Raw genomic sequence first — 22936 nt, 5'->3', positions numbered from 1 at the left:
TGTTTCCTGGACGTCAGAAGGGAAAGGCCATGCGGACGCCGACGTCGGCTCCACCTCGCGAATTCGGATGACGAACCGGTACAGGAACACGGGAGCGTACGGTCCATCACCCGCCGCGCGCACTGCACTCCTAATGTGTCGCGGCCTTCTCGGGTCGGCCAATGAGGGGCGCTTACGAATGGAGCTTCAGCCAGGACGCAGGTATCCGGCAGTCGTCGCCACCCGGACCTTCCGTGGACCGCGTGGCGGCTAGGGAACTGGCTACGGAGTGTCGGATTGCGGGTGGCGCAGGGTGTCGTTGATGCGGCGAGCTTCGGCGAGTTGATCTTCGAGGATGATGATGCGACAGGCCGCCTCGAGTGCGGTGCCGGCATCGATGAGTTCGCGAGCGCGAGCCGCCAATCGCAGGTGGTAGCGAGAGTAGCGACGATGTCCGCCGGTGGAGCGTCCGGGTGCGAGCAAGTGCGCAGCATCGAGGCTGCGCAGGAATGCTGGTGTGACCCCGAGGATTTCGGCGGCGTGTCCCATGCTGTAGGCGGGATAGTCCTCGTCGTCGAACTTCGAGTCGAGCGTGTTGTCCAGGTCGGGGCCGGAACTGTTTTGCGGTGGTGGGCTCGAAATGTGTTCAGCCCCTTTCAGGTCGGGTGCGGAGATGTTTGGGACAGGTCGGGGCCCCGACGCCAGGTGCGGCGCCGGGGCCCAGGAGGGATATGTAACTTTCTACTCACTCACTCACTTACTTCACTTACCGCACTCGGAGGCGCGACCCCGAGTGTCGAACGGGTATGCCGAGACCGGTACTGCTACTTACCTTTACTGCGAATTACCTTTACTGCGAACTGCGACTTACCTGTACTGCGAACTGCGACTTACCTGTACTGCGAACTGCGACTTACCTGTACTGCGAACTGCGACTTACCTGTACTGCGAACTGCAACTTACCTTTACTGCGACTTACCTTTACTGCGACTTACCTTTACTGCGACTTACTGCCGGTCTCGGCATGCCCAGCTTGAGCGATCCTTCCCTGCGGGTAGTTCATTCTCTCCCGCACCGATCGACTTGTTCTGTCTGTACGACACCTAAAGTACATCGACATCGTCGCAATGTCTAGTGTGATCACAACAGATTTTTTGCTGTGGCGCGAGGAGTGTGTTCAGGCCTGCGCTGGCGTACCGAGCCAGTGGTCGGCCGAACGTGACCGTGGCCGGGTGCTGGGGCTGGCTGGTTCGCGAATCAGAGCGCGAGCAGGTCTAGCGCGGCGGCGATTCCCTGTTCGAGTACCGCGTCGGACGTGTCGCGGTCAGCGATCGCGCGGGCGAGTTGCATTGTGCCGACAAGCAAGGTGAAAAGACTCTGCGCGGTGCGGCGGGTCGTAGCGGGATCCTCGGGTGCCAGTCGGGTCGTGACTTCGTCGAGGATCGCGGCTGCGCCGGCAGTGTAGGCCAGCTTGACCGGGTCGCCGCTGCGGCCGATCTCGTCGAGCAACGCCGCCGAGGGGCAGCCGGCGGCGACCTCGTCGCGGTGCTCGGCGCTCAAGTACTGGTGGACGAAATCCTCGAGGCCCGCCTGTCCTGGCCGCAATTGCTGAATCGCGTGCGCCTGCGTGCTCAGTTGGTCGCTCACCACGGCAGCGACGAGGTCGTCCTTGGAACTGAAGTGTGCGTAGAACGCACCGTTAGTCAGCCCGGCGTCCGACATGAGTGTCGCGATTCCCGACCCGTCGAGTCCGTCGCGTTTGAACCGTCTTCCCGCTGTATCGAGGATGCGTCGGCGCGTGACGTCCTTGTGCTCCTTGGGATATCGAGCCACGGGTCCTCGTTTCTTCGCTGCGCTCTTGCATTGCTGTCGCCCATGAGGATAGCATTACGCCCATAAGATTACGATCGACAGCTAATGAGCGGCGGCAGCCGCCCCGAGAGAGGTTCCGAATTCATGACGACGCTGCACGACCCTCTGCGCTTGCCCAACGGTTTGGTCCTTCCCAATCGGATCATGAAGGCCGCGATGAGCGAGGCTCTCGGTGGCCGCGGCAACGAACCTGACGACCGGATCGAGCGGTTGTACCGCCGGTGGGCGCGTGGGGGATACGGATTGCTGGTGACGGGAAATGTGATGGTCGATCGGCGCCAACTCGGGGAGCCCGGCAACATCGCAATCGAGGACGAGCGTGATCTGGCAGCGTTGACGGCGTGGGCGAAGTCGACCAAAGATGCCGGGGTCCCGATCGTTGTGCAGCTCAATCATCCAGGTAGGCAGGCGAATCCGCTGTCGATCGGGCACACCCCGGTGGCGCCCAGCGCGGTCGGGCTCGACTTTCCGGGTGCGACGACGCCGCGGGCGTTGGCGAGCGTCGAGATCGAGGACATCGTCGATCGGTTCGCCACAGCGGCCGTGGTGTGCGAGACCGCCGGCTTCGACGGCGTGCAGATCCATGCCGCCCACGGCTATCTGGTCACCCAGTTCCTCTCACCGTTGAGCAACCTCCGCACCGATGAGTGGGGCGGTGATCCAGCGCGGCGGATGCGGTTCCTGCTCGAGATCGTGCGTCGCGTCCGGGCGCGGGTATCGCCAGGTTTCGCGGTGACGGTGAAGCTCAACTCGGCCGACTTCCAACGCGGCGGATTCACCGAAGACGAGTCGAGGGCGGTCGTTGCCAGCCTGGCGGGGGAGGGCGTCGATCTGATCGAGATCAGCGGCGGCACATACGAATCCCCGGCCATGGCCGGCTCAGCCGCCGCCAGCACCCGCGCACGGGAGGCCTACTTTCTCGAGTACGCCCGCTCGGTGCGCGAGGCCGCGGGCGAGGTGCCACTGGCCGTCACCGGCGGCTTCCGGACCCGCGCTGGAATGGCGGCTGCGGTCGAGACCGGCGAATGCGATGTCGTCGGGATCGCTCGACCGACCGCGACCCGACCCGACGCCGCAGAAGCGATTCTGTCCGAAATTGCCGAGGCCTTGACGATCACCGAACTCACGCTGCCGCGGTTGCTCGGCAAGGTCGCCGACACCAAAGCCCTCGAAGGTGTCCTCAACCTCGGCTGGAACGCCGACCAGTTGCACCGGATGGGCAACGGTCTGGACCCCGACCTCGATCGCGGGCGGCTGGTCACCGCGGTGGCGTTGCTGCGCCGCAACGGCCGCGTCGCGATCGGACCGAAGCGCGGAATCCGATGACGCGCGGCACCTACTCCCTGGTCGACAAGGTCGTCCTTGTCACCGGCGGCACCAGCGGCATCGGCGCGGCGACCGCGCGGGAACTGCTGCGCCGCGGCGCACGTGTCGCCGTCGTCGACATCGATTCCGGCACAGCCGATTTCGCCCGTCACCTGTCGCCCACCGCCGCGATGGGCGTGGTCGCCGACGTCACCGAGCGCGCTCAACTCGATGCCGCGGTAGGCAGCGTGATCGACCGGTTCGGCCGCATCGACGTCGCAATCGCCAACGCCGGCATCCTTATTCGTGCTGCTACCGTGCGCAACACGCCCCCGGCCGCGATCTCGAAGTTGTTCGACGTCAACATCACCGGGGCGATCAACACCGTGCAGGCGACGATCGAGCACGTGATCGACCAACGCGGGCAACTGGTTTTGTTGAGCTCGGTCTTCTCGTTCATCAACGGCATGGGCACCGTCCCGTATGCCATGAGCAAGGCCGCCGTCGAGCAACTCGGTCGCGGATTGCGTGTGGAATTGGCCATGCACGGCGTCACCACCACCACGGCATACTTCTCCCTGATCGAAACACCGATGATCGCCTCCGGTGTCGACGCCGATCCGGCCGCGGGCAAGTTGCTCGAAGCCTTGCCGCGCCCGCTGCTGCGGCGTCTGCGACCCGAAGACGCCGCGACCGCACTCGCCGACGGACTACAACACCGCACCCCGCGGATCATCCGGCCCCGACGATGGCGGCCACTGGATGCCACCCGCGGAATCAGCGGCCCCCTCCTGGATTCCCACCTCGCAAAGCATTCCCCGACGCGGACTGCATTGTCCGAGCTCGACACGCGCTGACCCCGAACCCCAACTCGCCCAGCATTTCCCACACCTAGAGAGAGCGCGACCATGACCACGACCTGGAAAGACACTCCCACAAAGACCGTCGACGTACACGGCGTGCGGTACGCCTACCGGGAGCTGGGACCGACCGGCGGCGTGCCGGTCGTGTTTCTGCATCACCTGATGGCGGTTCTCGACGACTGGGACCCCCGGGTTGTCGACGGACTCGCCGCCCGCCATCACGTCATCGCCTTCGACAATCGGGGGATCGGAGCGACCGGGTCGACCGTCCCCGCGGACCTCGAACACATGGGTGCCGACGCCATCTCCTTCATCCGAGCCCTCGGCTACGACAAGGTCGACCTGTTCGGCTTCTCCCTCGGTGGTGCGGTGGCCCAAATGGTGGCCCTGCAGGCACCGGACCTGGTGCGGCGCATCATTCTTGCGGGAACCGGACCACGCGGCGGCGGCGGGATCGACAAGATGACCCGGATCGTCGGGCTGGCCTATCTGAAAGCGATCCTCGCCCGCAAGGATGCCCGTCACTTCTTGTTCTTTCCCCGCACCGCCGAGGGCAAGCGGGCCGCCGATGCCTACTTCACCCGCTTGTCCGAACGCCGTACCGACCGCGACAAGAAGATCTCCTTGCAGGCGCGCCGCGCACAACTGCAAGCGATCGTTCGCGGCGGCGGGTCGGCGCCCGACGACCTGTCCGTCATCACTGCACCCGTCCTCGTCGCCAACGGCGACAAAGACCTCATGGTTGCATCCGAGCATTCTGCCGACCTCGCCCGCCGGCTACCCAACGCCCAGCTGACCATCTATCCGAACTCAGGCCACGGTGGGGTCTTCCAGTATCACCACGAATTCGTGCCTGCAGCCCTGGAATTTCTCGCCGATCACTGAATCGAAACCGTTTCCGATGCCGACCGCACGACCACGAGGAAAAGGGAAGCACGATGCCTGCATTATTGGTTACCGGCGCCGGCAGAGGAATTGGTCTGGCCATCACCGAACACATGAGCCGACGAGGGTGGGACGTCTATGCCACTGCTCGGTCCGACACCGCACTGGGTAGTCTCGAGCGCCTGCCAAACGTGCACGCTGTCGCCCTCGACGTCACCGACAGATCGTCCATCGCAACGCTTTCCGACCAGCTCCCGGCCGCGTTGAACGGTGTCGTGAACAACGCCGGCATCATCGTGAACGGACCCGTGGAGGCGTTGTCCATCGATGCGTTGTCGCAGCAACTCGACGTCAACGTCACCGCCCAGATCGCAGTCACACAGGCGGTCCTGCCGAAAATACGTGCCGCGCGCGGGCGGGTGCTGTTCATGTCATCTGTACTCGGATTGATCACCACGCCGGGCACCGGCGCCTACTGCGCCTCGAAATACGCCGTCGAATCGTTGGCCGACGCACTACGTATGGAGTTGCGCCCGTGGCAAATTCCCGTCTCTCTCATCGAGCCCGGCGCCATCCGGACCGACATGTGGACCGACATGCTCGACGAGCACGACCGGATGGTTGCGCGACTGACCGATCAGCATCGCGCTCTGTACGCCGCTCACCTCGCCGGGACTCGAAAGTTGCTGGGGCGCATGCAGAAGTTGGCAGCCGATCCCAAGAGGGTGGTGAAAGCCGTCGACCACGCGCTGACATCTAACCGTCCGAAGCGGCGTTACCTGTGCGACAACACAAGTCGCGTACAGAAGGCGCTCGTTGGGATCACTCCCACTGCCGTCAACGATGCTGTGCTGGCTGCGGCCACGACTTCCAAGTAGGTCCGCTACGGCAGCGGGAGGGGCTGGGACACCGCCGCGTGTCCAGCCGCTCAACTACGACTCCGGCGTGTGGGAAAATCGGCTCATGTCGGTATCGACGAGTCCCACGTAGACGCCTACTACTTGCACAGTGCGTGGCGTCAGTTCGGTTCGCATGGAGTCCGTGGCATTCCAGAGCGCCGCCTTCGAGACGACGTAGCTCGCTCCGACCGGTAACCAGGCAAGTACCGACGAGACGTTGACGATGACACCGGACCGGTCGGCAATTCGGTCGGCGAATGTGGACGCGAGCGGGAGCGGGCCGAACAGATTCGTCTCCATCTCCTCGCGGAGCCTCGACGCGTCCGTGTCGAGGACCGAGGCCCCTCGTGCGATGCCTGCGCTGTTGATGAGAACGCTGACGTCCGGCGCCGCTTGCGCGGCATCGGCAATGGACGTCGCGCTGGTGACTTCGAGTTGCAGCGGTACGACCCGCGGATCGCTTGCGTCGATCTTCCGCGGATCACTTGCTGCGGCATAGATTTTCGTCACTCCGCGCTGAAGAAGTTGATCGACGTCACGTGTTCTCCTGAATCAATGTGGTAGTAGGCCTAATTCGACGGCGCTTCGGCCGCCGTCATTGCACTTCGATGGATTGTGCGCAGCGAGTTCTTGTCTGTCTTGCCGACCGCATTCTTGGGGATTGTCTCGACGACGACGAGAGAGGTAGGCCGTTTGTAGCCGCTGAGTTGGCGTGCGCACAGGGACTTCAATGCCGCGGGGTCGACCGTTGCGCCCGCTCGCGGCTGGACGTAGGCGACGACGACTTCGCCCCACTTGTCGTCGGGCGCACCGATGACGGCGGCATCGAGGACGGACGCGTCGCCCGTCAGCACGTCCTCGATCTCCTTCGGGTAGATGTTCTCGCCGCCACGGATGATCATGTCCTTCGACCGCCCGACCAGCGTCAGATAGCCGTCTGCATCGAGATGCCCCACGTCACCGGTATGCAACCAGCCGTCGACGAGGACCCGCTCGGTTTCCTCCGGGCGACCGAGATAGCCACGCATCACATTGGGGCCGCGCACGACGACTTCCCCGTCGAGGCCCTGGGCCATCTCGGTACCGTTCTGGTCGATGATCCGAATGTCCTGACCCGGGAACGCAATTCCTACCGTGCCGACGCGTCGAGGACCGTCGACCGGGTTGATGGTGGAGCCGCACGTTCCCTCCGACAACCCGTACCCCTCGACGAGTCCGAACCCGTAGCGGTTCTCGAAACGCGTCAGTAATTCGGCGGAAGCCGGTGCTGCGCCGCAGATTGCGAACCGTACCGACGACGTGTCCGGTGCGACTTCGTCGGGCACCGCGGCGAGCATGCTGTAGATCGTCGGCACGCCGCTGAAGAAGGTGGGGCGCTCGCGCTCGACCACGTCGAAGAAGGAGCGGGGGTCGAACCGGCCGGCAATCACGACACTTCCACCGGTGAGCAACGGTGTGAGGACGCTGACGACGATGCCGTTGACATGGAAGAGTGGCAAGATCAGCAGACACCGATCGGCTGGCCCGAGCTGCAACGCTTCGGCACCCATGGCTGCCATCGCATCGAGGTTGGCGTGATCGAGCATGACGCCCTTCGGAATCCCGGTGGTGCCGCTGGTGTAGATGAGCAACGCCAGCGCCGACGAATTCGCCACCGGTGCCGGGTCTGTCTCCGTCGCGTCGATGTACAGGTCGCCCACGGCGAGTATGGCCACCTTGCGTGTGAGAGGCGCGGCGTCCTCGATAACCAGCAGGCGCGCGCCCGAATCATCTAGTTGCCGAACCATTTCGGCATTGGTCAGGCTCGGATTTACCGGTGTGACGGCGGCGCCGAGCCGCCAGGTCGCGAACATCAGGACCACGAATTCGAGTCGGTTCGTCAGCTTCAGGGCAACGACGTCACCCGGGCCGATCCCGAGGTCGTGAAGTTGTCGAGCAGCCGCTCGAACCCGTTGTAGCAGTTGGATATTGGTGAGTGACTGAGCCCGGTCGGAGATGGCGCGTGCGCCGGGGTCGGTAGCGGACCGGCGGTCGGGCAGGGATGGGAAGTTCATCTCGGGCTTACCTATCTGATGTGGCGTCCTGATACGGACCTGGCGGCACCGAAGTACTCGTCCGCTCTTCATCTGCCCGCCGGGCGTCATAACTAAGTTACACTTTGACTATAACTACGTTATACGCGCCGGGCAACCGTTGCCCGGGTGTCGTTCGCAAGGCCGGGTCGGTGCGGATTCGCGAGTCGCAGGCTCGAGATCGAACCGCTGCGGAGTCAGGTGGAAGTATGAAAGACATGTCCGAGGATTCGACGACTGAAAGCGTGCCGGCGCGGCTCGTCAGAGCGACCATCGGTCTGCTGGCCGAGCAGGGGCCCTCGGCGATCAAGGCGCGGACGGTCGCTGCGGCAACCGGGTTGTCGACAATGGTGGTCTACAGCCACTTCGGTGGGATCCCAGAGCTCGTCCGCGCCGTAGTCGACGAGGGATTCAACGATCTCGACCGAGCGTTTTCCGAGACGCCGACGACTGCGGACCCAGTCGCGGATCTCTTCGCCATGGCTTTGTCTTGTCGTCGGGTCGCACGACAGAACCCGCACCTCTACGACCTGATGTTCGGTCTGTCCACACGCGCGACGTATCGGCCGATGGGGGAATCGGACATTCGTTTCAGTGGGCGTTCGCATGCGTTCCGAGATGCGTTCGCCCACATGCTCGAAGCGTGTGTTCGTCTCGCGAACTCGGGCCGGATCGAGCCGCAGGATCCGGAGGTTGTCGCGGCTCAACTCTGGAGCTACGTCCACGGCTACATCACCCTCGAGTTGGCCGAGCACTTCGTCGCCTTCGACGACCCGGTGGTGCAGGTGATGATGCCGACGGGTGTGAATCTTGTTGTCGGGCTGGGTGACCGGCGTGATCGTGCGCTCGCATCGCACGAGTCGGCCCTACGTGTCTCGCATTCACGAGGCTAGAATTTCGAGCGCATCGCCGATAAACCGTGGGTGATGCTGGAAGATGCCACCATGTCCGGCGTTCGGATTCAATCGAGTGTGATGACGATCTTGCCCTTGGCCTTGCCCTGCTCGACGTATTCGAGTGCGTCGAGGGTCTGTTCGAAGGGAAATGTCCGGTCGATGACAGGGCGCAGGTGGCCGGCGTCGTAGAGCGCGGCGAGCTCGCGTAGCTGCGTCCCGTTGGCCTGCATGAAGAAGAACGAGTAGCGCACGCCCTGGCGTTTCGCGGCGGCGCGGACCTTACGGCTCAGGAAGTTCATCGGGAGGCCCATGAATCCCGGCAGGCCCAACTGCTTGGCGAACCCGGCGTCGGGGGGACCGGCGACGCCGATAGCGAGACCGCCAGGCTTCAGCACGGTCAAGGACTTCTCGAGATTCTTACCGCCGAGCGAATCCAGAACGAGGTCGTAGCCCGAAAGCAGCTGTGAGAAATCATCTTTGGCGTAATCGACCACTACGTCCGCGCCGAGGCTGCGCACGCGATCGACGTCGGCGCCGGCTGCGGTCGTCGCGACGTGGGCGCCGAGGTACTTCGCGAGTTGGATGACGGTGGACCCGAGTCCGCCGGCTCCGGCGTGGACGAGGACCTTCTGTCCGGGTTGAACATTCGCGCGGTCGATGAGGATTTGCCGGGCGGCCAGCGCCACAAGGGGAACCGCTGCCGCCTCGTGCAAGGACAGTGAGGCGGGCTTGGCGGCGACGTCGTTGTGGTCGATCGCGATGTACTCGGCAAAGGTACCGATGCGCAGGTCGCGGGGCCGGGCGTAGATCTGGTCGCCCACGGTGAATCCGCTTACGGCAGAGCCGACCTGGGTGACGACGCCTGCGACGTCATGGCCGAGCACGAACGGCTTCTTGTACTTCAAGAGCTGCTTGAACTCGCCGTTGCGGACCATCTTGTCCAGTGGATTGATGCTTGCCGCACTCACCTTGACGAGGACGTCGTTGGCGCCGACGGTGGGCTCGGGTACGTCGGCGGCGCGCAGGCCGTCCTTCCCGTATTTGTCGACGACGAACGCTTTCACGAGGTCCTACTTCCTGGAGGGTATCGGCCGGTTTGCTTCAGCATAACTTCGTTATCAACGCTTTGCAACCGGGCGGCGAAGCCTTGTCAACCTGAAATAACCAAGTTATGGTCGTGGCATGACACACAAACTGCTTGGCCGAAGGGTCGTCGTAACCGGCGGTGCGCGAGGCATCGGGGAACAGGTGGCGCGACTTGCCGCTGAGCGGGGCGCCCGCGTTGCGTTGATCGGTCTCGAGGCCGGCCGCCTGGAGGCGCTCGCCGACGAACTCGGGCCGTCGGCGACATGGCGTGAGGCCGACGTCCGGGACGGCGCCGCCCTCCGTTCCGCAATCGACGAGGTTGCCGTCGTCATGGGCGGTATCGACTGTGTGGTGGCGAATGCCGGGGTCGTGGCCTACGGCACTGTGCGGCAAGCGGAGGAGGACTCCTTCGTAAAGGTCCTCGACGTCAATCTGAACGGAACGTTCAGGACCCTGAAGTTCGCGACCCCGCATCTCGAGCGCAGTCGGGGACACGTGGTGGTTGTCGCGTCCGCTCTGTCATTCCTGTCCCTGCCCTCGATGGCGTCCTACGGAGCAAGCAAGGCCGGAGTCGAAATGCTGGCGCTCGCCTACCGGCAAGAGGTTGCGCATTTAGGCATCACAGTCGGCTTGGTACACCCCTCATGGATCGACACAGACTTGGTACGCGGTGCGGCACAGGACCTTCCGTCCTTCGATCGCCTGCGCGCGGAACTGCCGTACCCGGGAAACGTTACGACGAGTGTGGATACGGTTGCGGAAGCGATCGTCGACGGGCTCACCAGTAGGCGCGCCCGTGTGTACGTACCTCGCGCGGTCGGTATTGCGAATTGGGCAAAGGCGCTGCTGAGCTCGCCGCCAGCGGGGCTGTGGTCCCGGCGCTTCGCGGCTAAGTGGGTCCCGGCCCTCGAACGTGAGGTCTCCGCCCTCGGTCGAAACGAGCAGCTCGTTCCTCACGCGGGGAACTAGCCATTGCTCGACAGCGCGGGGCGCGTGTTCGGAAGGGCAATGGTGAAGTGCGACCTCGACGACCGACCCTCGATACCACCAACCACGATCCAATGCAGTTCAGCCGCAAGCACTTACCGAAGGAAGCAGTCATGGCAGTAGAAGTCAGGGGAAATCTCGAGATCGAGGACCGCGGCAGCGTGTTGGTCGCGCGAATCGACGGCGGTCCACTCGGTCTGTTCGGCAACGACATCGCCGAGCAATTGGATGCGCTGGTAGAGCGTGCCGACGCAGACCCGGGCGTGCACGCGGTCGTCTTCACCGGAACCCATCCCGAACGGTTCGTCAGCCACGCTGAGGTCCGCTGGTTGCAAGCGGGCGGAGCGAAGGTCCCCTCGGTCGGGGTCAAGGGTGCGTCCGCACTCGCGCGTACAGCCAAGGGGGTCAATCGGGCGGGTGGATTCCAGGCCCTGCTGGGAAGGACACCGTTGTGGCCCGCGGTCCAACTCGAGCGCTTGCACGAGACGTTCTTGAAGATGAACCGCAGTGGCGTCATTTTTGTTGCGGCGCTGAATGGTTCGGCCCTGGGCCTGGGTGCGGAGTTCACCTGGGCCAACGACCTGCGAGTAATGGCCGACGGTGACTTCGTCCTCGGTCAGCCCGAAGTGTTGCTGGGGATCATGCCCGGCGGCGGTGGCACGCAGCGGTTGACCCGGCTGATCGGCATGCACCAGTCGCTGGTCGCAATCCTGGAGGGCAAACCGTTCACTCCCGCGCAGGCTCTGGCCAACGGAGCCGTCGACGACGTCGTGCCGCAGGAGCAGGTCCTGGCCAGGGCAATCGAATTGGCCGAGCACTTCGGATCGCGACCCAAGGGATCGCTCGCCGCGATCAAGCGGTCGGTGTACCTCGGCGGGTCGATGTCGTTGACCGACGGCCTGCACGTCGAACGCGCAGAGTTCCTGACCACCGCGCTGTCGGAAGTGGGCCAGCGGCTGATGCTCGATTACATGGCAACCACCGACGCGTTAGGCGAGCTGCCGCTCTACAGCCCAGGCGTCTTCGAAGAGGCCCTCGAAGCGGGCACGGTGTCCGCAGTTGGAGCTCGCAACGGCAGAGTCCGCAACGAAGAAGGAAGGGTGAGTCGGTGATGGTCGAGTCACGGACCTACACTCGGCACGATGTCGAGTTCACTTCGGGCGAAACTACCTGCGCAGCATGGCTTTACCTTCCCGCAGGCGTAACCGCTCCGCCAGTGGTGATCCTCGGTCATGGGCTGGGTGCGACGCGCGACATGCGCCTGGATGCCTTCGCCGAGCGGTTCGCCGAGGCCGGGATCGCAGCGTTCGCCTTCACGTATCGCCACTTCGGCGACAGCGGCGGCCAGCCCCGCCAGCTGCTGTCGATCAAGCGACAGCTCGCCGACTGGGATGCCGCGATCGAACACATCAAGGGACGCCGCGACGTGGACGGCACGCGACTTGCGGTCTGGGGCAGCTCCTTCGGTGGCGGCCACGCCATCACCGTCGCATCGCGCCACCCCGAGCTGCGTGCGGCCGTGTCCCAATGCCCGTTCACCGATGGTCTGGCATCGGCGCGCGCGTTGGGTCCGCTCGCCACGCTCAAGGGACTACCGTTCCTCACTCGAGACCTGCTGGCCATGGTTCGCGGAAGCGAGCCCGCCATGATCCCTCTCGCCGGTGCCCCCGGTTCGGTCGCTCTCATGAACGCCCCGGACGCCCTTCCCGGCTACCTCGCCCTGGTTCCGGACGGAAACGATTTCCGCAACGAGGTCGCCGCTCGGTTCATCCCTACGGCCGTGGCGTATCGGCCTGGAAAGGCGGCCAAAAAGGTCTCGATGCCAATTCTGTTCTGCGTCAGCAACAGCGACACCGTGACCCCTCCTGAGGAGACGCTCCGCTACGCGCGCACCGCACCACGCGGCGAGATCAAGACCTACGACGCCGGCCACTTCGCCTTCTATCTCGGTGAGCCGTTCGAGCATCTCGTGACGGACCAGATCGAGTTCCTGACCCGCCACCTCCAGCCGGCCCGTCGACCGCCTGAGGCAACGAATAGACGAGCACGAACGTGAAGCAGGTCGAGTTACCGGACGCCCTGCAGTCAAACTACCGACCTCGCCGAGATGCTGCAGATAGCGGGGGCCGACGCTAGGGTCGCCTCCGCGAATGTTGCTGCGTCGAAATCTATTCTTCGACTAGGCATTCGGGTCGCGACCGGTGTCAGAACACTCGCCGCAAGAGCCGCTCCTTGGCTGCGGTGTACGGCGGGTAGAGAATGTTCGGGTCGGGCCAGGCGGCCTTGCGCAGTACGGACTTGCGATGGCTGAAGGTCTCGAATCCCCACTTGCCGTGGTAGGTGCCCATCCCGGAATTTCCTACGCCGCCGAACGGCAGTTGCGATACGAGCACTTGGTACATCAAATGATTGATTACCGTTCCGCCGTTGCTGATTTCGTCGAGTACGCGGCGCTGCTCATGTCGCCTGCCGCTGAACAAATACACAGCGAGTGGTTTGGGGCCACGGCGCACGTGGGCTATCGCGGCGTCGAGCGAGTCGATCGTGACAACGGGCAGGATCGGGCCGAAGATTTCCTCCGTCATCAGGGCCGAGTTGAGCGCGGGGTCCAGGACGATCGAAAGATGAGCTGCGGCGCCGTCGACATCAACGTGACCACCCCGCACGATTTTCCCACCGGATTTGTTGAGTAGCTGCTGGATTCGCGCAGCGTGCCGGGAATTGACGAGGGGCAGGAGCGGGGGTGACTCCTGCAGGAAGGTATCGAGTGCCTCGCACAGTTCGGCGATGAATCGGTCGCGCACCCTTTCGTCGACGAGGACGTAATCCGGCGCGACGCAGGTCTGGCCGGAGTTCAGCGTCTTCGTCCATGCGATTCGACGTGCGGCGGTGCGAATGTTGGACTCGGCGGTCACGATTGCCGGGCTCTTGCCGCCGAGCTCTAGGGTGACCGGCGTCAGATGGGCAGCCGCTGCGGTCATTACGGCCTTGCCGATTTCCGGTCCTCCGGTGAAGAAGGCATGGTCGAGGCCTTGCGCGAGTAGATTCTGAGTCTCGGCGGCGGCGCCTTGGACTACGGCGACAGCGTCCGCGTCGAGGTAGCGGGGGAGCAGCTCGGCAAGTTTCGCCGACACGGTCGGTGTGTGTTCCGACGGCTTGACGATCGCGCAGTTGCCGGCCGCGAGGGCACCGACGAGGGGTGAAAGCGCAAGGAAGACAGGGTAGTTCCACGGACCGATGATCAAGGTGACGCCCAGCGGTTCGTACTCGTACCACGCGCGTGCCGGCATCGCCGCCAACGGAACCCCGACGCGCTTGGGTCGCATCCACTTGCCGAGGTGTTTGCGTGCGAACCGTGCCTCCGCTGTGACTGGGGCGAGGTCGGCCAGCCACGCATCGGTCGCGGGACGTCCCAGATCCTTGGCCAGCGCTTCGGCAAAGTCGGCTTCGCGATCGGTGAGCAGTCGCTCGAGCGCCACCAGCTGGTTCCGCCGCCACGTGGCGGAACGTGTGCGCCCAGATGCGAAGGTTGCGCGTAGGCGCGCGACGACATCAGTGATCGATTCGCGAGGGTCGGCGTCTGGCGCCGCGACCTGTGCGAAACGTCGAGATTGTGACTCGTTCATAGCCGATCTCCTTGCGTGTGAACGTGTTCGATATCGAAGGCGCGTGACCACCTTGCAAATGTTCAGGAACGCGACGAGTTCTCGATCGTGTCACGCAACGAACGTTTGAGGATCTTGCCTGCACCCGAAATGGGGAGAGCGTCGACAAAGCTGACCGATCGGGGAACCTTGTAGCCCGCGATCAGGTTGCGGGTGTGCACCTGTAGTTCGGCGGCGGTCACGGAAGAGTGCGGAGCCCTGACGATCACAGCGTGCACGCGCTCTCCCCACCGCTCGTCGGGGAGGCCTATCACTGCGCAGGCCGCGACAGCTTTGTGCTGGGCAAGTGCGTTCTCGACTTCGCTCGAGTAGACGTTTTCCCCACCGGTGATGATCATGTCCTTGAGCCGATCGACAATGTAGAGGTAGCCGTCCTCGTCGAGGTATCCGGCGTCCCCGGTGCGCATCCACCCGTTCTGCAGCGCCTCGGTTGTTTCCTGCGGCTTGTGCCAATATCCGCGCATGACTTGCGGGCCACGAACCCAAATTTCGCCGACGACGCCATGTGGCACGTTGGTGCCGTCGCCGTCGGCGATGCGAACCTCCGATATCGGTGCCATTAGTCCCGCCGACCGTTGCCGGGTGCCGTCGGAGTGGTCTGCGGCAGGCAGAATCGTTGCGAGTGCGGCAAGTTCTGTCATGCCGTATGCCTGCACGAAATCAACGGTGGGCCATGCATTTTGGGCGCGGCCGAGCAGTGCCGGTGAGATCGGCGAGGCACCGTAGACGATCGTTCGCAACGACGACATGTCGTACGCCGATACCTTCGGGTGATCGGCCAGCATTTGAATCATGGTCGGGACGAGCAGTGTGTCCGTGACCGATTGCGTACCGATCAATTCGAGCACGTTCTCCGGATCGAACATCGGGACGGCGATGTTGGCGCCGCCGCCGATGCTGGTCATGAGAAAGAAAGCGAAATCGGCGAGATGAAACACCGGCGCCACATGCAGGGAGCGCGGTGTGACACCGTGCCGAAAGAAGCTTCCGGAGGCGAGCCCGCCGAGCGCGGCGCTGACCAGGTTGGCATGGGTGAGCATGACACCCTTTGGCGCTCCGGTGGTTCCACCGGTGTAGAAGATTCCGGCCAGATCGTCACCCGAGCGACAGGCGTCGCCGGTCGGCTCCGACTCGGTGATGAGTTCTTCGTAGGAGATCGCGAAGTCCGGTGTCGGCCCGTCACCGGCGTGGATGACGGTCCGCAGACCCGGGTAGATCGCCTGCACAGCCGGAACTGCCTGCGCGAAAACATCATCGACGATCAGAACTCGAGTCTGCGAGTCTTCCAGTGAGTAGGCGATCTCGGTGGGACTCCACCGGATGTTCACCGGGTTCAGCACGCCATCCGCCCAGGGAATTGCAAACAAGCTCTCGATGTAGCGGTCGGAGTTCAGCGACAGGATCCCGACGCGATCCTCGTGTGCGACGCCGATTCTGCGTAAGCCACCGGCGAGTCGCGAGACCCGTTCGCGCGTCTCGGCAAATGTGCGGACGCGCTCACCACATGCCGTCGCGACCCCGGCGAGTGTCGCGCTGGCCCAGCGGTGCAGGGCTTGAGTCAAATACACGAGAGCTCCTCTGGTCTCTGGTTAACTGAAACCAAAGATAACTTACCTTAGGTCAAATGGCCAGGGATGTCTCGCGGATTCTTCGTCGAGGCGACTGCGCGGAGCGCGCGGCTACCCGGATGGTGCCGAGACCGTGACCTCCGGTGACCGGGCGCCCTGTGACGTCCCGGCCACGCGGGCGCCGGCCGTCGATCCCGCGAGGGCTGACGCGAACACGAGCAGCATCGACCACGCTGCACCCGAAGTCAGTTCGAACAGGAGTGAATTTCCGCCGAGGTCGAGCGGGCTGAGTACACCCAGCAACCAGGCGACCACGGCGGCACCGACTCCTGCTGCGGCGGCAGCCGCAAGCCACACGATCGTCAGGTCGGCGCCGCGATCGGGATCTGGATTGCGTCTGCGATCGCGCTGGCCATCCAGAAATCCCCACGCCACCGCAATGGCCACAATGGCGATCAAGCCGGTGTAGCGCAACACTATTCCCGCGTCGGGCGACGCCTCGACTCCGAGGTCGATCAGCATGCGAGTGGTCACCAGCGCTGCAGCCAACGCCGCTCCACGTACTCTCCAGTCGTTCATCGGCGCATCGTAAGGTCCGCAGTCGCGAAAAGCGAGCCCGGCAAACGGTGCCTCGCGATGTTCGACGTCACTGGTTGACCGCCTCGGATAGATAAGCTAATTTACCTTAGGTTTGAATGGGCGGCCGGCGAAGGAGCAAGGATGACGACGAAGGTGCTGCTGCGTCCGCTCGGATCTCTCGGGGAGTTTTTTGCGCTTTCGGCGGACGCCTTTCGTGGAATGGTCGTATGGCCGTTCCAGTGGCGCGAGTTCATCGACCAGTGCTGGTTCATCGTGCGAGTGTCATTGTTGCCGACTTTGCTTGTTGCTCTGCCATTTACGGCGCTCATCAGCTTTACCTTCAACATCTTGGCCGCGGAGTTCGGCGCTTCGGATGTTGCCGGCGCGGGAGCGACGCTGGGCGCGGTTACCCAGGTGGGGCCGGTGGTGACCGTGCTGGTGGTAGCCGGTGCCGGTGCAACCGCGATCTGCGCCGATCTCGGCTCGCGCACCATTCGCGAGGAGATCGACGCGATGGAAGTGCTGGGTATCGATCCCGTCGTGCGGCTGGTGTCACCTCGAGTTCTGGCATCGACTGTCGTTGCCCTGCTGCTCAATGCGCTTGTCTGCGCGATCGGCATCGTCGGCAGCTTCGGGTTCTCGGTCTTCTTCCAGAACGTGACCCCCGGCGCCTTCGTTGACGGTATCCCGCTGCTCACCGGACTGCCGGAACTGCTGATTTCCCAGGTCAAAGCTGGTGCGTTCGGACTCATTGCCGCGTTGATCGCGTGCTATCGGGGGCTCACGGTCAAGGGCGGACCGAAAAGCGTCGGGCAGGCGGTCAACGAAACCGTCGTGTACGCGTTCATGGCGTTGTTCCTGGTCAATGTCGTGATGACCGCCATCGGAATCAAGATGACAGCAGGTAGATGATGACAATCGCCGTACGCCGGTCGGGTGTGCTCGACCGGGCCAAGACCAACACCGTCCAGCGCGGAAAGAGCGCGAAGAGGTCGCTGGACGAAGTCGGCCGCCAAGCAGTGTTCTACCGAAACGCCATCGCCGAAATACCTACCGCTATCAAGCATTTCCCGCGCGAAACCATTCGCCTGGTCGCCGAAGTCGCGCTGGGATCGGGCGCCCTGGCCCTGATCGGCGGAACCGTGGTTATCTGCGGGTTCCTCACCTTGTCGGCCGGCGCAGTCGTCGCATTGCAGGGCTACTCCTCGCTCGGCGACATCGGCGTGGAAGCGCTCACCGGGTTCTTCGCGGCGTACGTGAACGTGCGCATCGCTGCGCCGGTGATCGCCGGGGTCGGGCTGGCCGCGACGATCGGTGCCGGTGCGACAGCACAATTGGGCGCTATGCGGATCTCGGAAGAGATCGACGCGCTCGAGGTCATGGCTGTGCGGTCGGTGCCCTACCTTGCCTCCACCCGCATTGTGGCGGGCATGATCGCGATCGTTCCGATCTACGGTGTCGCGGTCATCGCCTCTTTTCTCGCGAGCCGGACGATCACGATCGTGGTCTACGGCCAATCCGGCGGTGTCTATGACCACTACTTCACTTCCTTCCTGGTGCCGACGGACTTGCTCTGGTCCTTCCTGCAAGCGATCTTGATGGGACTTGTCGTCATGTTGATCCACACCTACTTCGGCTACAACGCATCGGGCGGACCCGCCGGTGTCGGTGAAGCGGTCGGCCGTGCCGTGCGTGCGTCGTTGGCTGCAGTAGTTTTCGTCTGCCTTGCCGTCTCCCTGGCCGTCTACGGCGTGTCGGGCAACTTCAACTTCGCCGGATGACCGGGCAGCGACAGCGGCGTGCGCCCCGCCAGCCGCACTACACCACCGCCGGAGCAGTATTCGTCGTCGCGCTGGCACTGATCGCCGTCTTTGTCGCGCTCCAGTTCCGCGGCGCTTTCGTCGACAGCGTGAAGGTCGCACTGCTCGCACCTCGCTCGGGCCTCATCCTCGAACCCGGTGCCCGCGTCAAACTGCTCGACGTCCAGGTCGGCCGCGTCGGCGCGGTAGAAGAGGTCGACGGCTACGCGAAAATCGAACTCGACCTCTTCCCCGAGCAGGCCGGTTCGATCCCGGCGAACGTGGTCGCATCGATCGATTCGACGACAGTGTTCGGCGCCAAGTACATCAACCTGGGATTGCCGAAAGACCTGGACGAGCAACCGATTTCGACCGGCGATACCATCGACAGCCGCAACATCACACCTGAACTGAACACATTGTTCGAGCGGCTTACGACCGTGCTCGAAGCGATCTCGCCAGAAGATCTCAACGCGACGCTGACTGCCATATCCGACGCCTTTCGTGGCCGGGGAAAGCAGTTCGGTCATACCCTGGAGCAGGCCGACTCCTACCTGAACGCGCTGCGTCCGAGCCTGGACAATCTGCAGCAGGATCTCGTCGCCACCGCTGAAGTCGCCAATGTCTACGCCGAGGTCGCGCCCGAGTTTCTCGCCAGCGTCGACGCCCTGACCACCACCGGATCCACCGTCGTGGAGCTGAAGGAGCCATTGGACCAGTTCTTCCTCGCCGCAATCGGATTTGGCACCACCGGCAGTGATCTGCTCCGACAGAACGAACGGTCGATCGACCTGTTGATGGAACAACTGCGACCCACATCCGAACTGCTCGAGGAGTACTCACCGGAATTCGCCTGCTTCTTTCAGGGCCTGGACAAAGCCCGCGCGTACGTGGAAGACGTCATCGGCGGCACGGTTCCCGGCTTCAATATCAGCGCGACCGTGCTGGCCGGCGATATGCCCTACAGGAACCCGCGAAACCTGCCACAAGTCGCCGCGGGCGGCGGTCCGCGGTGCGGCGAATTGCCATACCTCGACATCGCGAACGGGCCAGCGAAGTACCTGGTAACCGATACCGGCGTCAATCCGTATGCGGCATCGGACCGTCCGGCTCAATTGAACGTTCTCGACTTCATGCTGTACGGAATTCCCGGAGGGCTGCGATGACCAAGAACGTTGCCAAATTCGGGGTGTTCGCGCTCGCCATGCTGCTCGTGCTCGGAATGTTGATACTCGTACTCGGTCAGATCCGGCTCGACAGTCGGACGCCGTACCAGGCCGATTTCGGTGACGCATCCGGGTTGAAGGAAGGCCAGGTCGTACGTCTGGCCGGCGTGGATGTCGGTCGTGTGCGGTCCGTGAAACTCGAAAACCGAACCGCGCACGTCGATTTCGACGTCGCGGACAGCGTCCGCATTACCAAGGACGCCACCTTGCAGGTTCGCTATCAAAACCTGCTCGGTGATAGGTACCTCGAGGTCGTCAACGGTCCGAACATTGCCGAACCCATGCCGGAGGATGGCAGTTTTCCTGCCACACAAACGAAGTCGGCGCTCGACATCGATGCGCTGCTCGGCGGGCTCGCACCGTTGACGCGCTCGTTGGAGCCCGAGCAAGTCGACCGGCTCTCCGGTGAACTGCTGCGCGTGCTGCAGGGCCAAGGTGGAACGATCACGGGGATCCTGCAACAAGTCGCCGCTCTTACCAGCCGACTGGCCGATCGCGACCAGTTGATCGGCGCAGTGATCGCCAACTTGGGCACGACGCTGCAAACCGTCGGTGACGACAGCCAGGCGCTGTCGAACATCATCGACCAGTTGCAGCAGCTGGTTACCACGCTGTCGCAGCGCAGCACGCCGATTGCCGACGCACTGGTGCGGATCAACAGTGGCACTGCAACCGTCGCCGACCTGCTGCTCGACGACAGGCCCGCGATTCGTGCCGATGTCGCCGAAATAAACCGCGCCGCAACTGTTCTCGATGATGGAAGCGCGCAGATCGAAGCGGTGCTGACCGAGCTTCCCGACGCCTACCAGCGGTTGAGCCGGCTCGGCGCCTATGGCAGTTTCTTCAACTTCTACCTGTGCGCGGTGACGCTCAAGGTCGACGGCCCCGGCGGAACGCCGATCATCACCAAACTCGTGCAACAGAAACAAGGCAGGTGCGTGACACCGCAATGAGACGCTTCGAGAACCGCAACACGACCCGCACCGGCGTCGTCGGTATCGCACTTATTCTGGCCACCGTCGCAACGGTTTCCAACTACGACCAACTTCCCTTTCTCGATTCCGACCATGAAATCCGGGCGGTCTTTGCCGATGCTGGTGGCATAAAGACCGGCGACAAGGTGGAGTTCGCCGGTGTAGATGTCGGCACCGTTCGGGACCTGGAACTACGCGGTAACGACGTCGAGATCACTATGTCGATCCGCGACGATCTGAATCTGGGGGAGGCGCCGAGCGCGCAGATGCGTACCCGCTCGGTGCTCGGCGCAAAGGCGATCGTGCTGATACCCAGCACCGACGACGACAGATTCGACGCCGACACAGCTATACCGCTGGAACGCACGCGCACACCCTACGATCTGCCGACCGAACTCGGAAAGCTTGCTGCGAACGTCGAAGACATCGACACCGACCAACTGTCGGACGCGCTACGGGCCACCGCGGGTGTGCTCGACGAAACCTCGCCGGAGCTAGGCACTGCCCTCGACGGTGTTGCGCGACTGTCTGATTCGTTGGGCTCGCGCGACGAGGCATTGAAGAAGCTGCTGGCTGACGGGTCGTCGGTCACCGGCGTCCTGGCCGAACGTAGCCGCCAGATCAATGCGTTGATCGTGGACGGCAACACGCTGTTCGCCGAACTCGACGCACGCCGGTCGGCGATTTCGACACTCACCACCAACGTGGCTGCAGTTTCCCAGCAGATCAGCGGTTTGATCGCCGACAACCGGGAACAGTTGAGCCCCACGCTCGCTCGGGTGAACAACGTGCTGGATCTGCTCGAGCGCAACAAGGCCTCGATCGAGGCGGCGCTGCCGGGGTTGGCGCGCTACGCGCGCACTCTCAACGACGCCGTCGGCAGCGGACCGTTCTTCACCGCTTATGTGGGGAATTTGCTTCCTGGCCAATTCATTCAACCGTTCATCGACGCCGCGCTCGGCGACGGTCGCGTACCGACGCCACCGGCAACGGAAGGACCACCCCGATGACCATGAGCCGCAAGACTGTCACGCTCGTGTCGACGGCTGGCGTCCTGGCGCTTCTTGCCGTTCTCGCCTACGTCGTCGTCCCGAAGCTGACTTCGCGCACCGTCGTCGGGTACTTCCCCGCCGCAGTTGGGCTTTTCCCGGGCGACGAAGTCCGGATTCTCGGTGTGGACGTCGGGTCGGTGGAGCGGATCGAGCCGGAAGGAACGCGCGTCGCGGTCCACATGCGGATGGACAAGAAGTGGGAGCTCCCCGCAGACGTGCAAGCGGTGTTGATCGCGCCGACCCTGGTCACCACCCGGTTCGTGCAACTGACCCCCGCCTACACCGGCGGACCGACGTTGCCCGATGGCGGCACGATCCCCGAGGACCGGACCGCCGTGCCGGTCGAATGGGACAAGATCAAGGAACAGCTCACCCGGCTGACCGATACCCTCGGGCCCCAATCGGACGACGGTGATGCCACCGGCACTCTGGCCGAGTTCGTTACCAAAGCGGCAGACAACGCGCGAGGAAACGGATCCACATTGCACGAGACTCTGGCCAACCTCGCACAGGCGACAACCGCACTGTCGGATGGTCGTACGGACCTGTTTTCGATGGTGCGCGACCTCTCTGTGCTCGTGGACGCATTGTCACAGAGTCATCAGCAGATCGTGGCCTTCAATGACCACCTCGCGTCGGTCACCGAAGTCTTCGCTGCGAGCGAGACCTCGATCGGGGACGCCGTGGCCGATTTGGACCTCGCTGTGACCGACATCGAACAGTTTGTCCGGGACAACAAAGACGCTCTCGGCGCGACTGTCGACAAACTCGGTACCGCAACACAGTCATTGGCCGACAACCGCCGAGACTTGGAACAGGTGCTTCACGTCGGGCCTACCGCTCTGGTGAACCTCTACGACATCTACCAGCCCGCGCAGAACTCGCTGACCGGCGCGCCGGCGCTGGCGAACTTCGCCAATCCGGTGCAGTTCATCTGCTCGGCGATTGCCGCCGCGGGGGAGCAAGGTGCGCAAGAGGCCACCGACCTCTGCGTGCAGTACCTCGGACCGGTGCTGAAAACCCTTGCATTCAACTATGTCCCGATCGGAGCGGTCGTGGGCAACTCCGTCGGCGCCACCCCTGACCAAATCGAATACAGCGAGCCGGGCTTGGCGGCGCCTGTTCGGACCGGTGGTGACTCCCAGCTGCGGATTCCGCCGGCGTTGCCCTCGGTCCCAGGCCTGCCGGGCCTACTGCTACCCGGCCTTCCGGAAGTCGGTGCTCGATGA

The 22936-nt window shown here is 63.7% G+C and carries 21 protein-coding genes and 1 pseudogene; 14 read left to right on the top strand and 8 right to left on the bottom strand.

Annotated elements, in window-relative coordinates; all coding sequences use genetic code 11:
* Window positions 1–261: 261 nt before the first annotated feature.
* On the bottom strand, window positions 262–528 hold the full coding sequence (locus JGU72_RS04410) for a MerR family transcriptional regulator (protein ID WP_199682500.1): 267 nt from the start codon (window positions 526–528) through the stop codon (window positions 262–264).
* Between the two features lie 708 nt (window positions 529–1236).
* Window positions 1237–1812, bottom strand: a complete 576-nt coding sequence (locus tag JGU72_RS04405; protein ID WP_199682499.1) for a TetR/AcrR family transcriptional regulator — start codon at window positions 1810–1812, stop codon at window positions 1237–1239.
* Between the two features lie 123 nt (window positions 1813–1935).
* On the opposite strand from JGU72_RS04405, the gene JGU72_RS04400 reads away from it, so the two are divergent.
* From JGU72_RS04400 to JGU72_RS04385, 4 genes are read left to right on the top strand one after another with little or no spacing between them, the layout of a single operon-like run.
* Window positions 1936–3177: an NADH:flavin oxidoreductase/NADH oxidase family protein gene (locus JGU72_RS04400; protein WP_199682498.1), complete on the top strand. Its 1242-nt coding sequence runs from the start codon at window positions 1936–1938 to the stop codon at window positions 3175–3177.
* Window positions 3174–4013, top strand: a complete 840-nt coding sequence (locus JGU72_RS04395) for an SDR family NAD(P)-dependent oxidoreductase (protein ID WP_199682497.1) — start codon at window positions 3174–3176, stop codon at window positions 4011–4013. The genes JGU72_RS04400 and JGU72_RS04395 overlap by 4 nt, the downstream gene beginning before the upstream one ends.
* A 51-nt stretch (window positions 4014–4064) precedes the next feature.
* Complete coding sequence (locus tag JGU72_RS04390; protein WP_199682496.1) at window positions 4065–4904, top strand: alpha/beta fold hydrolase; 840 nt, start codon at window positions 4065–4067, stop codon at window positions 4902–4904.
* A gap of 53 nt (window positions 4905–4957) precedes the next feature.
* Window positions 4958–5782, top strand: a complete 825-nt coding sequence (locus JGU72_RS04385; protein ID WP_199682495.1) for an SDR family oxidoreductase — start codon at window positions 4958–4960, stop codon at window positions 5780–5782.
* A gap of 57 nt (window positions 5783–5839) precedes the next feature.
* On the opposite strand, the pseudogene JGU72_RS04380 reads toward JGU72_RS04385, so the two are convergent.
* Window positions 5840–6337: pseudogene (locus JGU72_RS04380) on the bottom strand (SDR family NAD(P)-dependent oxidoreductase); the annotation flags it as partial.
* Between the two features lie 35 nt (window positions 6338–6372).
* Entirely contained in the window at window positions 6373–7857 is a 1485-nt protein-coding gene (locus JGU72_RS04375; protein WP_199682493.1) for a class I adenylate-forming enzyme family protein, read from the bottom strand.
* A 227-nt stretch (window positions 7858–8084) separates the two neighbouring features.
* Between JGU72_RS04375 and JGU72_RS04370 the strand changes: the two genes are divergently transcribed.
* Complete coding sequence (locus JGU72_RS04370; RefSeq protein ID WP_307828287.1) at window positions 8085–8768, top strand: TetR/AcrR family transcriptional regulator; 684 nt, start codon at window positions 8085–8087, stop codon at window positions 8766–8768.
* Between the two features lie 68 nt (window positions 8769–8836).
* Here JGU72_RS04370 and JGU72_RS04365 read toward each other — a convergent pair whose 3' ends face one another.
* Window positions 8837–9835 (bottom strand): NADP-dependent oxidoreductase, encoded by a 999-nt coding sequence (locus tag JGU72_RS04365; protein ID WP_199682492.1) that lies wholly within the window; start codon window positions 9833–9835, stop codon window positions 8837–8839.
* Window positions 9836–9953: 118 nt separating this feature from the next.
* Here JGU72_RS04365 and JGU72_RS04360 point away from each other — a divergent pair, with 118 nt between their 5' ends.
* From JGU72_RS04360 to JGU72_RS04350, 3 genes are all read left to right on the top strand, one after another.
* The gene (locus JGU72_RS04360) at window positions 9954–10826 is read left to right on the top strand and encodes an SDR family oxidoreductase (protein ID WP_199682491.1); all 873 of its coding nucleotides are present in this window, start codon (window positions 9954–9956) and stop codon (window positions 10824–10826) included.
* A gap of 131 nt (window positions 10827–10957) precedes the next feature.
* Window positions 10958–11956 (top strand): enoyl-CoA hydratase/isomerase family protein, encoded by a 999-nt coding sequence (locus JGU72_RS04355; RefSeq protein ID WP_199682490.1) that lies wholly within the window; start codon window positions 10958–10960, stop codon window positions 11954–11956.
* A complete protein-coding gene (locus JGU72_RS04350; RefSeq protein ID WP_199683199.1) occupies window positions 11956–12900 on the top strand; it encodes an alpha/beta hydrolase in 945 nt (314 codons plus the stop codon). Before JGU72_RS04355 ends, JGU72_RS04350 begins: the two co-directional genes overlap by 1 nt.
* A 148-nt stretch (window positions 12901–13048) precedes the next feature.
* On the opposite strand, the gene JGU72_RS04345 is transcribed toward JGU72_RS04350, so the two are convergent.
* The 3 genes from JGU72_RS04345 to JGU72_RS04335 all read right to left on the bottom strand — a co-directional run bounded on the left by JGU72_RS04345 (window position 13049) and on the right by JGU72_RS04335 (window position 16656).
* Window positions 13049–14470 (bottom strand): aldehyde dehydrogenase family protein, encoded by a 1422-nt coding sequence (locus JGU72_RS04345; protein WP_199682489.1) that lies wholly within the window; start codon window positions 14468–14470, stop codon window positions 13049–13051.
* A 62-nt stretch (window positions 14471–14532) separates the two neighbouring features.
* Window positions 14533–16077 (bottom strand): long-chain-fatty-acid--CoA ligase, encoded by a 1545-nt coding sequence (locus tag JGU72_RS04340; RefSeq protein ID WP_199682488.1) that lies wholly within the window; start codon window positions 16075–16077, stop codon window positions 14533–14535.
* A gap of 111 nt (window positions 16078–16188) precedes the next feature.
* Complete coding sequence (locus JGU72_RS04335) at window positions 16189–16656, bottom strand: B-4DMT family transporter (RefSeq protein ID WP_199682487.1); 468 nt, start codon at window positions 16654–16656, stop codon at window positions 16189–16191.
* Window positions 16657–16797: 141 nt separating this feature from the next.
* On the opposite strand from JGU72_RS04335, the gene JGU72_RS04330 reads away from it, so the two are divergent.
* From JGU72_RS04330 to JGU72_RS04305, 6 genes are read left to right on the top strand one after another with little or no spacing between them, the layout of a single operon-like run.
* Window positions 16798–17568: an MlaE family ABC transporter permease gene (locus JGU72_RS04330; protein WP_199682486.1), complete on the top strand. Its 771-nt coding sequence runs from the start codon at window positions 16798–16800 to the stop codon at window positions 17566–17568.
* Entirely contained in the window at window positions 17568–18437 is an 870-nt protein-coding gene (locus JGU72_RS04325; protein WP_199682485.1) for an MlaE family ABC transporter permease, read from the top strand. The genes JGU72_RS04330 and JGU72_RS04325 overlap by 1 nt, the downstream gene beginning before the upstream one ends.
* Window positions 18434–19621, top strand: coding sequence for an MCE family protein (locus JGU72_RS04320; protein WP_199682484.1), 1188 nt, complete (start codon window positions 18434–18436; stop codon window positions 19619–19621). Before JGU72_RS04325 ends, JGU72_RS04320 begins: the two co-directional genes overlap by 4 nt.
* Window positions 19618–20634 carry an MCE family protein gene (locus tag JGU72_RS04315; protein ID WP_199682483.1) on the top strand — a complete coding sequence of 339 codons (1017 nt, stop codon included), beginning with the start codon at window positions 19618–19620 and terminating at the stop codon, window positions 20632–20634. Before JGU72_RS04320 ends, JGU72_RS04315 begins: the two co-directional genes overlap by 4 nt.
* A complete protein-coding gene (locus JGU72_RS04310; protein ID WP_199682482.1) occupies window positions 20631–21665 on the top strand; it encodes an MCE family protein in 1035 nt (344 codons plus the stop codon). The genes JGU72_RS04315 and JGU72_RS04310 overlap by 4 nt, the downstream gene beginning before the upstream one ends.
* The gene (locus JGU72_RS04305) at window positions 21662–22936 is read left to right on the top strand and encodes an MCE family protein (protein ID WP_199682481.1); all 1275 of its coding nucleotides are present in this window, start codon (window positions 21662–21664) and stop codon (window positions 22934–22936) included. Before JGU72_RS04310 ends, JGU72_RS04305 begins: the two co-directional genes overlap by 4 nt.

The organism is Antrihabitans auranticaus, assembly GCF_016481275.1.
Taxonomy (GTDB): Bacteria; Actinomycetota; Actinomycetes; order Mycobacteriales; family Mycobacteriaceae; genus Antrihabitans.
The sequence above is the reverse complement of the archived record's forward strand: the minus strand, read 5'-3'. Positions and strand labels throughout refer to the sequence as shown.

Bases quoted from the DNA above. Each gene is read 5' to 3' on its own strand.
- JGU72_RS04410 (WP_199682500.1), bottom strand. From the start codon at position 528: ATGGGACACGCCGCCGAAATCCTCGGGGTCACACCAGCATTCCTGCGC.
- JGU72_RS04400 (WP_199682498.1), top strand. From the start codon at position 1,936: ATGACGACGCTGCACGACCCTCTGCGCTTGCCCAACGGTTTGGTCCTT.
- JGU72_RS04395 (WP_199682497.1), top strand. From the start codon at position 3,174: ATGACGCGCGGCACCTACTCCCTGGTCGACAAGGTCGTCCTTGTCACC.
- JGU72_RS04390 (WP_199682496.1), top strand. From the start codon at position 4,065: ATGACCACGACCTGGAAAGACACTCCCACAAAGACCGTCGACGTACAC.
- JGU72_RS04385 (WP_199682495.1), top strand. From the start codon at position 4,958: ATGCCTGCATTATTGGTTACCGGCGCCGGCAGAGGAATTGGTCTGGCC.
- JGU72_RS04375 (WP_199682493.1), bottom strand. From the start codon at position 7,857: ATGAACTTCCCATCCCTGCCCGACCGCCGGTCCGCTACCGACCCCGGC.
- JGU72_RS04370 (WP_307828287.1), top strand. From the start codon at position 8,085: ATGAAAGACATGTCCGAGGATTCGACGACTGAAAGCGTGCCGGCGCGG.
- JGU72_RS04360 (WP_199682491.1), top strand. From the start codon at position 9,954: ATGACACACAAACTGCTTGGCCGAAGGGTCGTCGTAACCGGCGGTGCG.
- JGU72_RS04355 (WP_199682490.1), top strand. From the start codon at position 10,958: ATGGCAGTAGAAGTCAGGGGAAATCTCGAGATCGAGGACCGCGGCAGC.
- JGU72_RS04350 (WP_199683199.1), top strand. From the start codon at position 11,956: ATGGTCGAGTCACGGACCTACACTCGGCACGATGTCGAGTTCACTTCG.
- JGU72_RS04345 (WP_199682489.1), bottom strand. From the start codon at position 14,470: ATGAACGAGTCACAATCTCGACGTTTCGCACAGGTCGCGGCGCCAGAC.
- JGU72_RS04335 (WP_199682487.1), bottom strand. From the start codon at position 16,656: ATGAACGACTGGAGAGTACGTGGAGCGGCGTTGGCTGCAGCGCTGGTG.
- JGU72_RS04330 (WP_199682486.1), top strand. From the start codon at position 16,798: ATGACGACGAAGGTGCTGCTGCGTCCGCTCGGATCTCTCGGGGAGTTT.
- JGU72_RS04325 (WP_199682485.1), top strand. From the start codon at position 17,568: ATGACAATCGCCGTACGCCGGTCGGGTGTGCTCGACCGGGCCAAGACC.
- JGU72_RS04320 (WP_199682484.1), top strand. From the start codon at position 18,434: ATGACCGGGCAGCGACAGCGGCGTGCGCCCCGCCAGCCGCACTACACC.
- JGU72_RS04315 (WP_199682483.1), top strand. From the start codon at position 19,618: ATGACCAAGAACGTTGCCAAATTCGGGGTGTTCGCGCTCGCCATGCTG.
- JGU72_RS04310 (WP_199682482.1), top strand. From the start codon at position 20,631: ATGAGACGCTTCGAGAACCGCAACACGACCCGCACCGGCGTCGTCGGT.
- JGU72_RS04305 (WP_199682481.1), top strand. From the start codon at position 21,662: ATGACCATGAGCCGCAAGACTGTCACGCTCGTGTCGACGGCTGGCGTC.